Origin of the sequence: Vibrio cholerae ATCC 14035 (genome assembly GCF_000621645.1) — a bacterium.
Classification (GTDB): Bacteria; Pseudomonadota; Gammaproteobacteria; order Enterobacterales; family Vibrionaceae; genus Vibrio; species Vibrio cholerae.
In genome coordinates, this window is record NZ_JHXR01000016.1 from 52,722 (window position 1) to 67,978 (window position 15,257).

General features: G+C 48.2%; 13 protein-coding genes. 1 reads left to right on the top strand and 12 read right to left on the bottom strand.

The genetic code is table 11. The annotated features are described in order from the left end of the window. Window positions 1-32: 32 nt before the first annotated feature. Window positions 33-1,496, bottom strand: coding sequence for an IMP dehydrogenase (gene guaB, locus T411_RS0110315; protein ID WP_000944163.1), 1,464 nt, complete (start codon window positions 1,494-1,496; stop codon window positions 33-35). A 207-nt stretch (window positions 1,497-1,703) separates the two neighbouring features. On the opposite strand from guaB, the gene xseA reads away from it, so the two are divergent. Further along, window positions 1,704-3,044 (top strand): exodeoxyribonuclease VII large subunit, encoded by a 1,341-nt coding sequence (gene xseA / locus T411_RS0110320; protein ID WP_000099130.1) that lies wholly within the window; start codon window positions 1,704-1,706, stop codon window positions 3,042-3,044. On the opposite strand, the gene T411_RS0110325 is transcribed toward xseA, so the two are convergent. The 11 genes from T411_RS0110325 to pepB form a co-directional block, all read right to left on the bottom strand. Beyond that, window positions 3,025-3,258, bottom strand: coding sequence for a zinc ribbon domain-containing protein (locus tag T411_RS0110325; RefSeq protein WP_000369855.1), 234 nt, complete (start codon window positions 3,256-3,258; stop codon window positions 3,025-3,027). The two genes, xseA and T411_RS0110325, sit on opposite strands and share 20 nt — an antisense overlap. 304 nt (window positions 3,259-3,562) lie before the next feature. Continuing rightward, window positions 3,563-4,447, bottom strand: a complete 885-nt coding sequence (locus T411_RS0110330) for an alanyl-tRNA editing protein (RefSeq protein WP_000220475.1) — start codon at window positions 4,445-4,447, stop codon at window positions 3,563-3,565. 53 nt (window positions 4,448-4,500) lie between these two features. Next, window positions 4,501-5,985: a ribosome biogenesis GTPase Der gene (gene der / locus T411_RS0110335; protein WP_000249403.1), complete on the bottom strand. Its 1,485-nt coding sequence runs from the start codon at window positions 5,983-5,985 to the stop codon at window positions 4,501-4,503. Between the two features lie 192 nt (window positions 5,986-6,177). Beyond that, complete coding sequence (gene bamB, locus T411_RS0110340; protein ID WP_000732723.1) at window positions 6,178-7,338, bottom strand: outer membrane protein assembly factor BamB; 1,161 nt, start codon at window positions 7,336-7,338, stop codon at window positions 6,178-6,180. A gap of 12 nt (window positions 7,339-7,350) precedes the next feature. After that, the gene (locus T411_RS0110345; protein WP_000424767.1) at window positions 7,351-7,965 is read right to left on the bottom strand and encodes a YfgM family protein; all 615 of its coding nucleotides are present in this window, start codon (window positions 7,963-7,965) and stop codon (window positions 7,351-7,353) included. Between the two features lie 36 nt (window positions 7,966-8,001). Further along, entirely contained in the window at window positions 8,002-9,270 is a 1,269-nt protein-coding gene (gene hisS / locus T411_RS0110350) for a histidine--tRNA ligase (RefSeq protein ID WP_001140461.1), read from the bottom strand. Window positions 9,271-9,295: 25 nt separating this feature from the next. Continuing rightward, entirely contained in the window at window positions 9,296-10,420 is a 1,125-nt protein-coding gene (gene ispG, locus T411_RS0110355; RefSeq protein ID WP_001163464.1) for a flavodoxin-dependent (E)-4-hydroxy-3-methylbut-2-enyl-diphosphate synthase, read from the bottom strand. A 10-nt stretch (window positions 10,421-10,430) separates the two neighbouring features. Continuing rightward, a complete protein-coding gene (gene rodZ, locus T411_RS0110360; RefSeq protein WP_001091138.1) occupies window positions 10,431-11,513 on the bottom strand; it encodes a cytoskeleton protein RodZ in 1,083 nt (360 codons plus the stop codon). A 313-nt stretch (window positions 11,514-11,826) separates the two neighbouring features. Further along, window positions 11,827-12,948 (bottom strand): dual-specificity RNA methyltransferase RlmN, encoded by a 1,122-nt coding sequence (gene rlmN / locus T411_RS0110365; RefSeq protein WP_000206078.1) that lies wholly within the window; start codon window positions 12,946-12,948, stop codon window positions 11,827-11,829. 173 nt (window positions 12,949-13,121) lie between these two features. After that, window positions 13,122-13,550, bottom strand: a complete 429-nt coding sequence (ndk, locus tag T411_RS0110370; protein WP_001162850.1) for a nucleoside-diphosphate kinase — start codon at window positions 13,548-13,550, stop codon at window positions 13,122-13,124. 203 nt (window positions 13,551-13,753) lie between these two features. After that, window positions 13,754-15,043 (bottom strand): aminopeptidase PepB, encoded by a 1,290-nt coding sequence (gene pepB / locus T411_RS0110375; protein ID WP_000107236.1) that lies wholly within the window; start codon window positions 15,041-15,043, stop codon window positions 13,754-13,756. Window positions 15,044-15,257: the final 214 nt, after the last annotated feature.

Here is a 15,257-nt window from a genome sequence, read left to right on the forward strand (position 1 = left end):
CACTCATCAAGCATTTAAGCAAACGTTTACGCTTAACCCAGACGGTAGTTTGGTGCTTCTTTAGTGATCTGCACGTCATGTACGTGAGACTCTTTCATACCCGCACCAGAAATGCGTACAAATTGAGCTTTAGTACGCAGATCTTCTACTGTGGCTGAGCCAGTCAGCCCCATACAAGAGCGTAGGCCGCCCATTTGTTGGTGGATAATCTCTTTCAGATGGCCTTTATAAGCGATACGGCCTTCGATGCCTTCTGGAACCAGCTTGTCTGCCGCGTTATCGGTTTGGAAGTAACGATCTGATGAACCTTTTGACATCGCACCCAGTGAACCCATTCCACGGTAGGCTTTGTAAGAGCGGCCTTGGTAAAGGATCACTTCACCTGGGGCTTCTTCAGTACCAGCAAACATTGAGCCAACCATAACGCAAGAAGCCCCCGCCGCAATCGCTTTCGAAATGTCGCCAGAGAAACGAATACCGCCATCAGCAATAACAGGAATACCGTACTCGTTAGCCACACCCGCTGCATCAGCAATAGCAGTAATTTGTGGAACGCCCACGCCTGTGACAATGCGCGTGGTACAGATTGAGCCAGGACCGATACCGACTTTCACTGCGCTTACGCCCGCTTCAATAAGTGCGCGTGCACCTTCAGCTGTCGCCACGTTACCACCAATGATTTCAAGGTGTGGATAAGCTGCGCGAGTTTCGCGAATACGCTGTAAAACCCCTTCGGAGTGGCCATGAGAAGAGTCGATCAGTAGAACGTCAACCCCGGCTTCAACCAGAGCTTTAACACGCTCTTCGTTACCCGGTGCTGCACCGACAGCGGCACCAACACGCAGACGGCCTTGCTCATCTTTACACGCATTTGGCTTGCTTTCGGCTTTGTGGAAATCTTTCGCGGTGATCATGCCTTTGAGTTGGAACTCATCATTCACCACCAGAATTTTTTCAACACGCGCTTTGTGCATTTTTTCTTGCACTTCTGCACCCGTTGCACCTTCTTTGACTGTCGCGAGGCGCTCTTTTGGCGTCATCACAGCAGCCACAGATTTGGTGAGATCAGTAACGAAGCGAACGTCACGGCCAGTGATTATACCAACCAGTTCATTGTTTTCAGTGACAACAGGGAAACCCGCAAAACCGTGGTAATGGGTAAGTTCCATAACATCAGCAATGGTTTGTTCTGGACGGACAGTGACAGGGTGAGTCACCACACCCGCTTCAAAGATTTTCACTTGGTGAACTTGAGCCGCTTGCTGTTCAATCGACATATTCTTGTGAATAAAGCCAATGCCGCCTTCTTGAGCCAGAGCGATCGCAAGACGTGCTTCCGTAACAGTATCCATAGACGCAGAAACCATAGGGATGTTCAGCGCAATATTTTTGGTTAACCGAGTGCGAAGATCGGCAGTGTTTGGAAGAACGGTGGAATGAGCAGGGACGAGTAAAACATCGTCAAAGGTTAGAGCTTCTTTTGCGATTCGTAGCATGTGCAATATCTCACAACAGGAGTGTTAACAACGGAAATCCACTTCATCGTTTCGCGTAACAAAGGGATTTATATTTGATATTGCGGACGGATTATACGCCCGAGGCAATCGGTTGACTACACATTTTTTCATTTTTTATTTGCATTTCACCCCTTGATATGTATTATATTGCGGCTAATTTCCATACCCACGTCTGAGGAATCAGCGTTGTCTTCTTCTCTCGCCAATCGAAATATCTACACCGTTTCCCGTTTAAATTCTGAAGTTCGTTTATTACTGGAAAATGAAATGGGGATCGTCTGGTTGGTGGGTGAAATTTCCAACTTCTCCGCTCCCGTCTCTGGTCACTGGTATCTCACTTTAAAAGACAGCCAAGCGCAGGTTAAATGCGCTATGTTCAAAGGCAATAACCGTCTGGTGAATTTCAAACCGCAAAATGGTCAGCAAGTATTAGTTAAAGCTCGACTTTCTCTTTACGAACCGCGCGGTGACTACCAAATTATTCTTGAAAGCATGCAACCGGAAGGGGATGGCCGTCTGCAGCAGCAGTTTGAACAACTGAAGATGCAGCTCGCCGCCGAAGGTTTGTTTGCTCAGACACGTAAAAAACCATTGCCGGAAAATCCACGCTGCGTGGGGATTATCACCTCACGGACTGGCGCGGCTTTGCACGATATTTTGCACGTGCTTAAGCGCCGTGACCCGAATCTGCCTGTAGTGATCTACCCCACTCTCGTACAAGGTGAAGAGGCAGCTATTCAAATCGCCCAAGCGATTGGTCGTGCGAATACACGCGCCGAGTGCGATGTGTTGATAGTAGGTCGTGGTGGTGGCTCTTTGGAAGATTTGTGGTGTTTTAACCATGAAATCGTGGCACGTACTATCGCTGCGAGTGAAATCCCAATTATCAGTGCTGTAGGCCATGAAATCGATGTGACGATCGCTGACTTTGTCGCCGATGTGCGTGCCCCTACCCCATCAGCAGCGGCGGAATTGGTCAGCCGTGATCATCGCCATAAACAGCAAGCACTCCATCAATGGCAAGCCAAACTGGCTAGCACCATGCGCCATTATTTGGCGCAGCAAGAGACGCAATTTGCCCGTTTACAGCACAAGCTTGATAAACAGCATCCTCAAGCTCGTTTAGAGCGCCAGCAGCAGCAACTTGATGAGCTCAGCCTGCGTCTTGAGCAAAAGATGCAGCAACGTCTGGCAACTCAGCAGCAACGCTGGGATCGCTTAAGCCATAAGATCGAGCTCCATTCGCCCATTCACTTGATCCGCCAGCAGCGTTTTAATCTGATCCAGCAAGAGCAGCGAATAAATCAGTCGATCCAACGCTATTTGATCCAATCACGCCATCAACTCGCTTTGTTGAGTGAAAAGTTGGATGCGGTCAGCCCTCTTGCAGCCTTAGCCCGTGGCTATTCGGTGACACGTACCACACAAGGTGAGTTAGTGCGCCAAAGCGCGCAAGTGAAACCGGGTGACACTTTAGTCACCCAGTTAATGGATGGTGAGATTCTCTCTACTGTGAATTCCCGTTAAGCGGTTGGAAGACAAAACGGATTTTGGATTTCGATTTCAGCTCATTACACTGATTACAGAAATAATTCGCCGCACCACAAGCCTGTAGCTTTTCTAATTCACTGCCACACTCAGGGCAAAATCCGACTTTACGGTAATCTACCGTACAAGCGCTGCAGTGGTACTGACCTGTCCATTCTAATTCTTGGCCACATGTTGGACATGGGTTGTCCATAGCACTCTCCTTATCATTTTGCGTTGTATCACATAATTCATCGAGATGGGATCCGACGCCATGATCTTTATCACGCCTACTCAGATCGATGCGACTTAATTAACCAATAACTGATACTCTTTTAAGCAGGATCCTAACCGGATCTTCTGCTCAAAAGGTTTTGATCAGCGATCTGCCATGAAAAGAACTTTTATATAACCACCCACCGAAAGCATAAGTTACATATTCTGCATTTCAATTTTAAAAAGAATAAAAATCTAAAAACAAAACCATTTAAGACTTAAGACAGAATATAGTAAAAAGATCACTCAGATTCTGAGGGCTGCGCGCAAGTGACTGCCTCAATATGCTGTTCATCGACTTGTTTCAGTGTCACTTGGATCGACTGAAAGGCGGTTAAACCCTTGCAGTGTGTGCCTCCACAAGGAATTCGTGCGATATTGGCTTCATGTAAGTCACATTCCCAATAACGTGAATCGGTCAAGGTTGAGCCCGTGCACTCAAGACGAATTGGGCTGGCTAAAGCTAGCCACTGCGCAAGCTGTTCATTAGTCTTTTGTTCTATAAAACTTAAATCTCTCAGCACATCATCACTATTTAAACCTCGCTTACGCAGTGTTTTCCCCAAACGATAGACATCGGTTGAACAATCAGGAGTAACATCACTTGAGATTTGGGCATAGCTGTTGAAGTCAAAATAACCCTGCGGGTCTTTACGCTCTGCATCTTTACGCCAATACCCCTGTGCTAAGACTTTATTGAGCGCTAAATAACCTAAATGCCCTGCGCTATGACCTCGGCTTAAACTTGCTTGATATTGGGTATCGACTTGCAACTGAACCTTATCGCCCACTTGGCATGCGGCTATGACTTCGCCAAGACGATGAACGACCACAAAGAGCCAGCCGCTCTCTTCACGTTTTACGGGGATATTATTTCCAACGTACAAATGACCCGAGGCTTGTTCAATCGCCCCCACGACACAGTCAGTGACGGCATACTCACTACCTTGCCAAATTAAGATTCCACGGTCAGCAGGATGATCGGGCCAAATATGACTGACAGGGTGAAAAGGCGTACTGTAGGTGACAATATCCATTCCATTTTGATGAGTCTGAAGCAACATCACTTGAGTCTCTAGTGATGTAATTCCTTGTGGAAAGGTGACTTCTGTTGCGCAATAGGTCATGCATCTCTCTCCTTCAGAGACAAAAAAGCCCAAGTAAACTTGGGCTTTATAAATTATTTTCTGCGGTTTTTCACCATGCTCATCAATCGCTTACGTTGTCGCTCTTGTGAGAGGGTCATTTTATTCGTCTTACCTTCAAATGGGTTTTCGCTATTTTGGAACTGGATACGAATTGGTGTACCCATGATTTCTAGCGATTTACGGTAATAGTTCATCAAATAACGTTTGTATGAATCTGGCAGCTCGTTGACTTGGTTACCGTGGATAACGATGATCGGTGGGTTGTAACCACCCGCGTGTGCATATTTCAGTTTCACACGACGCCCACGCACCATAGGCGGCTGGTGATCATCGGTGGCCATTTTCATAATACGAGTCAGTACAGACGTTCCCACACGCGTGGTTGCAGAGCGATACGCTTCTTGCACCGATTCAAACAAGTGACCGACACCTGTGCCATGCAGTGCAGAAATAAAGTGGATGCGTGCAAAATCAACGAAACCCAGTCGACGGTCTAGCTCTTTCTTCACGTGTTCTTTGACGTCAAAACTCAGACCATCCCACTTATTCACCGCAATTACAATGGAGCGGCCAGAATTTAGGGCAAAACCAAGTAGGCTAAGATCTTGATCTGAGATGTTCTCACGCGCGTCGACCACCAACAATACCACGTTAGCATCTTCAATCGCTTGTAAGGTTTTGACTACCGAGAACTTCTCAACGGTTTCATTGATACGCTTACGGCGACGCACGCCCGCAGTATCAATCAACACATATTCACGCTCATCACGTTTCATTGGGATGTAGATAGAGTCACGCGTGGTTCCCGGCATATCGTAAACCACGACTCGCTCTTCACCCAGAATGCGGTTAGTCAGTGTTGATTTACCCACGTTTGGACGACCGATGATCGCGAGTTTAATCGGCAAGTCTTGCAGGCGCTTGTATTCGGCTTCCGCTTCTTCTTCGCTGTACTCTAACTGCTCTTCTTCTGGATCTTCTTCGTTGGTCAGATCTTCAAGTTGAGCTTGCTCAGATTCCATTTGCTCAGCAAACGGATTCAGCACACGGTCAATCAATGCGCCCACACCACGGCCATGCGCGGCGGCGATCTGGTACATCTGATCCATACCGAGTTGCCAGAACTCCGCCGAAGCGGCATCCGCATCGATACCATCCACTTTGTTCACAACCAAAATTGCTGGCTTTTCAATACGGCGCAGATGCTGAGCAATCGCTTCATCTGCAACCGTCAGACCCGCGCGGCCATCCACCATAAACAGCACCACATCAGCTTCGTCAATCGCAGCGAGCGATTGCTGTGCCATTTTGGTCTCAACGCCTTCTTCAGAGCCATCGATACCGCCGGTATCGATCACGATAAATTCGTGCTCACCCAACTTAGCTTGACCGTATTTGCGATCACGCGTTAAGCCGGGAAAATCCGCGACTAATGCGTCCCGTGTGCGAGTGAGTCGATTAAACAGCGTCGATTTACCGACGTTTGGACGCCCAACAAGAGCAACAACAGGTACCATAACAACCTCTACAAACTTTCATTTATGTAGTTATAGGTAAACACTCTGTCACAAGCGCTAAATTTTTACCTATAACCACTTTCATTATCATCATTATGATGGTCAGTTTCTCTCCATCAATCTGATGCCACTGGCAATAAAACGGCTCCTAACTGTTTCCAGCCAGGAGCCGCGTGTGAATCATATCACAATTTACTGTTGAATCGTCAGCTTCTTTATCTGGCCATTACGAGTCACGATGACGTAACCGTCATTCAGCGCGAGCGGACCCACTGCAAAGCCGCTGTCATTAACCAGTTGCTGGGCAATAAATTCCCCGCTATTGCGATCAATCCAGTGCAGATAACCTTCCGCGTCACCGACCACCAAATAATCATCAATCATTTTTGGCGCAGTGAGCAAACGATGCTCTAACTGAGTATTACTCCAAAGCTCGGTACCGCTGCGGGTATCGACCGCTACCAGATGATCTTTATCGGTAACCAGATAAAGACGGCTACCATCCGTCGCCATGTCGGTGGCTGACGAGTAATTGCGTTTCCAGATTGGCTGGCCTGAACGTAAATCGATCGCGATCAATTGCCCGTTAAATCCAACCGTAAACAACGTGCCACCGATGACCAATGGGGAGGCATCCACATCGACAAGGCGATCAATCTCGGTTGCACCTTTTGGCTGACCGACAGGTTGCTGCCAAATCAGTTGACCACGTTCAGCAATTGCCGCAGCCAGACGACCACTTGGGGTTCCCCAGAATACACCACCCGCAACCGCTGTTGGACGGCTATCACCGCGCAGCGTCAGGTTAGGCACTTCCGTACTGATCGTCCATTTCTGCGCCCCATCTTCTTGGTTAAGCGCAATCAGAGCACCACGGCTGGTGTTCACGATAACGATGTTGTTATCTGCCGCGGGGGCGGCTAACACTTCACCTTCAATCGCTGAAGCCCATAGCGGTTCGCCGGTCTCTGCGTCTAAAGCATTGACTACGCCATTTTCGCTACCAATGAATAATTTACCAAACGCTGCGGTAATACCACCGGACAAGCGTGCCGAGCCTTCAATCTCAAGATCCGTGGTCCAAATCACTTTACCGTTTTGCGGATCAAGTGCTTTTACTACCCCATCTCGACTCGCCACGAAGACTTTGTCGTAAGCATAATCAGGAGCCAGTTTTGAGAAATAGTGCCCAACACCATCGCCCACCGAAGCGCTCCACAGCGTTTTCGGCGTAAATTCGCTTTTGACGATAGGCAACGGCGCCATAATGACGTTTTCTTCTTCACTAGCACAACCCGCGAGCAGAGCTAACACACCCGCAGCGACCAGCACTTGATTGAACAGCTTCTTCATCAGGGAGTGCCCTTACTTCGCGAGATCATCCAGTTTCATTTGCAGAGTTTGGCTAGCATCCTCTGCCTGTTGCGCTTCGGTATAAGCGGCATAAGCAGCTGCACTATCCCCTTTACGCATCAAGATATCACCGCGCAGCTCTGCCACTCGGCCAGCCCAAGATTTCTCTTGAATGCTGGTTAGCTGAGTTAATGCGTCATCAAATTGGCCTTGCTCAGCCTGTAAGCGAGCAACACGGAATGTCAGCAAAGGTTTCAGTGCAGCATCCTTGGTTGCTCCTTTTGCCCACTCCAATTGCGCTAACGCTTCATCCAGTTGACCCGCGTCCACTTGAGCTTTGGCTAACTGCATTGCAGCCAAAACTGCGTATTCGGTCTCTTTATTGGCATCAATAAAAGTTTGGATAGTGCCTTCTGATTCAATGCCTTTTGCCTGCAGTGCATCCATCGCTTTGCTGTAGCTTTGCGATGCTGCTTCTTGCGCAGCAACCACAGAGTCTTGATAGTAGCGCCAGCCAAATAGGCCACCAAGACCAATTACCGCGCCAAAGATCACCGCTTTGCCGTTCTCTTTCCACCAATCTTTGATCGCTTCAACTTGTTGTTCTTCAGTATCGTAGAGTTCCACTTCCTGTCCTCTTATTTAAAACGTGCTGCAGGAGAATTAGGCTAAATGTGCCAGTAGTTTAGCTACTTCAGCTTGGGCAACAGTATTTTGCTCGCCTCCCGCCAAATCTTTTACCACAACGGTTTGGGCTGCAACTTCATCTTCACCCAAAACCAAGGCAATCGCTGCGCCCACTTTATCCGCGCGTTTAAATTGCTTTTTAAAATTGCCGCCACCGAAGTGAGTCATCACACGTAGGCCGGGCACTTGCTCACGTAACTGTTCCGCAAGCTTCATTCCCGCCATCATGGTGCCTTCACCTGCAGTAACCATATACACATCTACGCTGCGACGGACATCCGTATTACCGAGTGTTTCCATCATCAGCACTAAACGCTCTAGGCCCATAGCGAAACCTACCGCAGGGGTTGGTTTACCGCCCAGTTGTTCAACCAAGCCATCATAGCGGCCGCCGCCACAAACGGTACCTTGCGATCCCAGACTTTCGGTGATCCACTCAAAAACCGTGCGGTTGTAATAATCAAGGCCGCGAACTAAACGTTGATTTACCGTGTATTCGATACCCGCCGCATCCAGAAGTTCACACAAGCCCGCAAAATGTTGTTTTGATTCAGCATCGAGATAATCAGAGAGCTGAGGGGCATCACCTAAAATCGCTTGTACATCAGGATTCTTCGAATCAAGCACACGCAGCGGGTTGGTGTACATGCGGCGCTTGCAATCTTCATCCAGTACGTTTTGGTACTGCTCAAGATAGTCAATCAAGGCGGTGCGATAATTAGCGCGAGCCTCTAGAGAGCCAATCGAGTTGAGCTCTAAACGCACATGTTGTGCAATACCCAATTCGCGCCACAGACGTGCCGTCATCATGATCAGTTCAGCGTCCACATCGGGGCCATCTAAACCAAACACTTCAACACCACACTGATGGAATTGACGGTAACGACCTTTTTGCGGACGTTCGTGACGGAACATCGGTCCCATGTACCACAAACGTTGCTCTTGGTTGTACAGCAAACCATTTTCGATACCAGAGCGCACACAGCCCGCCGTACCTTCAGGTCGCAGCGTTAAGCTATCACCATTGCGATCTTCAAAGGTGTACATCTCTTTTTCCACCACATCGGTCACTTCACCGATGGCGCGGCTAAATAGATGAGTCATCTCAACGATTGGCATACGAACTTCGCTGTAACCGTAAGCGCTGATTACATTTTTCACCACGCCTTCCACTTTTTGCCAAAGTGGAGACTGGGTTGGGAGACAATCGTTCATGCCTCGGATTGCTTGAATAGTTTTTGCCACAATTCTTACCGTTATATCGTTGAGATTAATCTTGTTCTACGTGCTTGATATCGATGCGATTTTTTTCATCCAATCGCGCGGCTTTAGCGCGAATTTTCGCTTCCAGTTGAGCGACGAGATCATCGTTATCAAATCGCTCTTTCTGGCGCACGCCATCTTCATAGAACGCACTTTTCTTATTACTGCCCGCTAAGCCTAAGTGAGACACCTCAGCTTCACCGGGACCGTTTACCACACAGCCAATGATTGATACATCCATTGGTGTCAGCACGTCTTCTAGACGCTGCTCAAGGGCATTCACGGTGCCAATCACATCAAACTCCTGACGTGAACAGCTTGGGCATGCAATAAAGTTAATGCCACGCGAACGAATGCGCAGCGATTTTAAAATATCAAAACCAACTTTGATTTCTTCTACCGGATCGGCCGCCAGCGAAATACGCAGCGTATCGCCAATACCTTCCGCAAGCAGCATACCTAGGCCTACGGCTGACTTCACTGAACCAGCACGCGCGCCCCCCGCTTCAGTAATGCCAAGATGCAAAGGCTGATCAATCTTTTTCGCCAGCAGTCGATAGGAGTCTACCGCAAGGAAAACATCGGAGGCTTTTACGCTGACTTTGAACTGATCAAAGTTGAGGCGATCTAAAATATCCACATGACGCATCGCCGATTCCACTAAGGCTTCTGGCGTCGGTTCACCGTATTTCAGTTGCAGATCTTTTTCTAGCGAGCCGCCATTGACCCCGATTCGAATCGGAATGCCTTTGTCGCGCGCACAATCCACAACCGAACGAATCCGCGCTTCGTTACCGATATTGCCCGGGTTGATGCGTAGACAATCCACACCGTATTCCGCCACTTTTAGCGCAATACGATAATCGAAGTGGATATCGGCCACTAAAGGCACAGAGACTTGTTGTTTGATCAGTTTGAACGCTTCGGCAGCTTCCATAGTCGGAACCGAAACACGCACAATGTCCGCCCCCACTTTTTCCAAAGACTTGATCTGCGCAACCGTGGCAGCCACGTCAGTGGTTCGGGTGTTGGTCATTGACTGTACGGCGATGGGCGCACCATCACCAATAGGAACGTCGCCCACATAGATACGTGTCGAGGGGCGACGTTTGATAGGAGACTCATGTTGCATAGACATTTTTCTAAGGTAAGGTCAATCTTGCTACTTTGCCGGAAGTATACCCAGAAAGGTCGACGGGTTCACTCGCTAATGTGATTGAAACCCCTTCTGGTGCACCCAACACCAATTTATAAGGGCGCTGGCCACTCAAACTCACACTCTGCCCTGCTTTTTTCACACCCGTTGACAGTATTTTGCCCGTGGCATCTTTGACTTGAATCCAGCAATCGGCAGAAAAATTCATCACCAGCAGTGCGGAAGCACTCTCAGTGGAAGAGCTTACAGGTTGACTAGGTGCACTAGGCGCCGCTTCAGGTTGAGTCACAGGCGCAGCCGCCACTGGAGCTTGAGACTGAACTGGAGTTTGTCCTTGAGGCTGAGCAGGTGCTACTGGTGCCGCCGCCGTTTCTTCAACCACAGGTTTATCTGTCACCACATCAGCTTCATTCGGTGCTGGCGGAGTCAATTCACTGGCCTCACCAGAAAGAGACTCTTGGCTCATCGGTGCCTCTTCACTGGCTGGCGCCGCATCTTGTAGCTCATTGAGTGGAGGAACGGTTGCGAAGTCTTCATTGGCAAGACTGGCGTCATTGCTAGACTGAATATCCGAAATAGCACTCGGCGCAATGGTTGTTTTATCCGGGATTAAGCTGTTCTTCTGGCTATTTTGCCACCACCACAAGGTCGACATGCCGACGATAACCGCTAAGATCACCCAAGTGATCAGCATGATTCGGCTGTCGTGCAACTGACGCTTGGTCTTTTTCGAGAAGCTTTTCATATCCGGCTGAACTTCTGGCTTTTGGCAATAGCTGTCATCAAAAGCACACAAGATCTCAGATTCACGAATACCCACCGCTTTGGCATACGAACGCAAATAACCGCGAGTAAAAGTGGCGACTTGACCATCTTCAAAACGGTTCTCTTCAATGCTTTGGATAATAGAAAGGCGTAATCTGAGGCGGTCAGCGATTTGGCGCTGAGTCAGCCCCAAATCTTCACGTTTTTGCTTGAGTAAAGTGCCGGGAGCAACTTTCTCGATGGCAGGTTGATTTACTTGCTCGGTCGTCTCAGTTTGGTTGTAATCTTGCTGTTCAGTATTCATCCGTAATTTCAATCTCTTAGTCAGGACTAAGCCGCTGGGCCATTCACTTTTATTTTTGATTATAGGTAGTAATGGAACAACTTGGCTTAATCGGTGCAATCGGTTAGCGCGTCGCTTGGGTATAGCTCAAATCAAGTTTGAGAAATTTGCCTCATTCTAATAGATATTGTTGACTAAACAATAAAGAAATGGCCAATAAATCACAGTTAGCTCAAGGTTTTTCTTTGATTTGACATTTAAACGCAGTGATTTGTTGCCATATTAGGCAAAAATAAAGCCAGAGAAACATCTCTGGCTTATCTTATAACATCAATTACAGTGTTTTCACTGGAATCGCTTGTCCATCAAATTGTTTAGCTTTGGTTCGTTTAGTGCGATCAATGACATCTCCCACCAACTGCCCACATGCCGCATCAATGTCATCACCACGAGTTTTACGAATGGTGACGGTATGCTCATATTGCATCAAGGTTTTCTGGAAACGGTCGATGCGTGAATTACTTGGCTTCTTGTAGGGTGAGCCCGGATAAGGGTTAAACGGGATCAGGTTAATTTTACAAGGCGTCCTTTTCAGTAATTCCGCCAACTCGTGAGCATGCTCTGTACCATCGTTCACATGATCCAGCAGCACATACTCAACGGTCACCTTACCGCGGTTAGCATTTGAGGATGCAATATAGCGACGCACCACCTCTAAAAACGCTTCGATATTCCAGCGATCGTTGATCGGCATGATTTCGCTACGCAGCTTGTCATTCGGCGCATGCAATGAGATAGCCAAAGCCACATCGATTTGGCCAATCATCTGCTCTAAACCAGAAACCACACCAGAGGTAGAAACGGTCACACGGCGCTTAGAAAGACCAAAACCGAGATCATCGAGCATGATCTCTAACGCTGGGATGAGGTTTTTCATGTTGAGCAAAGGCTCACCCATGCCCATCATCACCACGTTAGTGATAGGACGACGCCCAGTTTCTTTCTCTAGACCGATTTCACGTGCCGCACGCCAAACCTGACCAATGATTTCTGAAACGCGTAGGTTACGGTTAAAACCTTGCTGCGCCGTTGAGCAGAATTTGCATTCCAACGCACACCCTACTTGGGAAGATACACATAAGGTCGCGCGATCATCTTCGGGAATGTAAACCGTTTCTACATCCTGATCACCCACACGCATTGCCCACTTGATGGTGCCATCCGCCGAGTGTTGCGCTTCCGAGACATAAGGTGCACGGATCTCACACTTGGCTTTGAGCTTTTCACGCAGCTGCTTGTTGATGTTATTCATTTGATCGAAGTCATCACAACCAAAGTGATAAATCCACTTCATGACCTGCTCGGCACGAAACGCTTTCTCACCCAGTTCTTCGGCAAAAAACGTGCGCAAACCCTTGCGGTCAAAATCGAGTAGATTGACTTTTTCTGTGGTCATGGGGCCTCTCAGGAAGACGGAACAGTAATTAAGGGCGCGAATTGTACAGCCTTTATTCAGCAACAACAAGGGCTGCAAAACCGCGTCTTTTCTAAGGTGTTAATTCAAGACAGGTTATATTTTGTGCAAAATTTAGGCTCCACACTAGGAGCCTAATTAATCTGTCTTAAAGACTATGGACGAGGGCAGATTTCTGATTCTGGAAAGAAGAATTCAATTTCACGAGCGGCTGATGCAGGACTGTCGCTACCGTGTACTGAGTTGTAACGCATGCTCAGTGCATAATCGGCACGCAGAGTACCGCAGGCGGCTTCTTCTGGGTTAGTTTTCCCCATCAATTCACGGTAACGTGCAATTGCGTTTTCACCCTCTAAGACCTGCACCATGATCGGGCCTGAGGTCATAAATTCTTTCAGAGGTTCAAAAAACGGTTTGCCTTCATGCTCAGCGTAAAAGCCACTGGCTTGCTCTTCCGACAGGTGAACCATTTTCGCGGCAATGATCTGCAAACCGGCTTTTTCAATACGGTGGTAAATCTCACCAATCAAGTTACGCTTCACCGCATCCGGCTTAATGATCGAAAATGTTCTTTCTAGAGCCATAAAATTTCCTTTTGTTTATTGTGCTTATGTTATACCCAAGCGACTTGGCGTCACAGGTAGTCGGCAAGGGAGTTCACCTCCATCAGCATAGACACACTATGTGATTAGGATGAACGAACAGAGCCAACACCGCTGCAGCGTCAAATTGGAAGGGTATACTTTTATTAATAAAAACAAGGCAGCTATACAAGCTGCCTTTAAATTTATGCTTGCTGCATCAAAATACGTGCGAGCATTTTCACGCCCATGCCCGTGGCTCCTGCAGCCCATTTATCGCTGGCTGACTTGCGATACGTGGCTGAACAATCGAAGTGTAGCCAACCTTTTTGGTAGCCTTCCACGAAATAGGAAAGGAAGGCCGCTGCGGTGCTGGCTCCCGGCGTGTAATCGCCGTTACTGATGTTTGACAGATCCGCAAAGTTAGAAGGCAGCATTTCACGGTGGAACTCAGCTAAAGGCAGAGCCCACAGCGCTTCATTCTCTTCTTTTGCCGCAGATAATGCTTGTTGGCTCAGCGACTCATCATAAGAAAGCAGTGCGTGGTAATCATTACCCAGCGCGTTTTTCGCCGCTCCGGTTAAGGTTGCACAGTCGATAATCAATTGCGGTTTCTGTTCACTGGCGTAGATAAGACCGTCGGCCAGCACCAAACGGCCTTCCGCATCGGTGTTCATGATTTCAACGGTTTTGCCATTTTTGTAGGTGATGATGTCACCAAGCTTCAACGCACGGCCGGAAACCATGTTTTCCGCGCAGCATAGAATGAGTTTCACGCGCTTGTTAAAGCCGCGCATGATAGCCAAACCAAGCGCACCAGTGATCATGCCTGAGCCGCCCATGTCCGCTTTCATCGCTGACATCATGTTGGAAGGTTTTAAGCTGTAACCACCCGAGTCAAAAGTGATGCCTTTACCGACTAAACACGCGAATACCGGTGCATTTTCATCGCCCGTTGGGTTGTAGTCGAGTTGCAGCATCGCCGACGTACGCTCAGAGCCACGGCCTACAGCGTAAATCCCCTCCCACCCTTCAGTGAGCAGATCTTTGTCTTTGACGATACGGTAAGAAACATGGTCAGGCGCAAGCGATTTGATGAACTCTGCTGCCATGGTCGCCAATTGGCGTGGCGCGACTTCTTCCGCGCTTTTGTTGATGATATCGCGTGTCCAATCCGTCGCTTTAATGCGCGCTTCTAGCTCTGCTTGTTCAGCAGCCGCTAACGCTTTCCACTCGACGGTATTGCGCTTTTTCGCATCACGGTAGCCTTGATAGAAAGCCCAAATGCTCTCCAGATCCCAACCTTCTCCAGCCAGGAATGCCGTGCGGATACCTTGATTATCTAACTTACGAGCTGCGCGTTGGATTGCGCTGAAATCTTGTGTTTGTTGCAGGTGAATGGTTGCACCTTGCTCTGCAAAAGAAATGAGCGCTTTCTCTCCCCACTGAGGCTGGGCAGCTTGAGTACTCAAAAATACAGACATCTGTGTAGACATGGTTTCTCCTTGTCTTAAATATTGGCTTTGCCTGTGCCATCTCATTAAATCGCCAAGATGTTAGCATTATGTCGAGGCAAAATGTCAACCGAATAAAAAAACGGACCAAGTGGTCCGCATTTTTTGCTAAGAAGTGTTAACTCTGTGGGGTTTCTCCCCCTGCTAAACAAAGCAAGCGCCATATTGATTGACTCCTCACTTCATTTTACATGAG

Bases quoted from the DNA above. Each gene is read 5' to 3' on its own strand.
- guaB (WP_000944163.1), bottom strand. From the start codon at position 1,496: ATGCTACGAATCGCAAAAGAAGCTCTAACCTTTGACGATGTTTTACTC.
- T411_RS0110325 (WP_000369855.1), bottom strand. From the start codon at position 3,258: ATGGACAACCCATGTCCAACATGTGGCCAAGAATTAGAATGGACAGGT.
- T411_RS0110330 (WP_000220475.1), bottom strand. From the start codon at position 4,447: ATGACCTATTGCGCAACAGAAGTCACCTTTCCACAAGGAATTACATCA.
- der (WP_000249403.1), bottom strand. From the start codon at position 5,985: ATGGTACCTGTTGTTGCTCTTGTTGGGCGTCCAAACGTCGGTAAATCG.
- bamB (WP_000732723.1), bottom strand. From the start codon at position 7,338: ATGAAGAAGCTGTTCAATCAAGTGCTGGTCGCTGCGGGTGTGTTAGCT.
- ispG (WP_001163464.1), bottom strand. From the start codon at position 10,420: ATGCAACATGAGTCTCCTATCAAACGTCGCCCCTCGACACGTATCTAT.
- rodZ (WP_001091138.1), bottom strand. From the start codon at position 11,513: ATGAATACTGAACAGCAAGATTACAACCAAACTGAGACGACCGAGCAA.
- rlmN (WP_000206078.1), bottom strand. From the start codon at position 12,948: ATGACCACAGAAAAAGTCAATCTACTCGATTTTGACCGCAAGGGTTTG.
- ndk (WP_001162850.1), bottom strand. From the start codon at position 13,550: ATGGCTCTAGAAAGAACATTTTCGATCATTAAGCCGGATGCGGTGAAG.
- pepB (WP_000107236.1), bottom strand. From the start codon at position 15,043: ATGTCTACACAGATGTCTGTATTTTTGAGTACTCAAGCTGCCCAGCCT.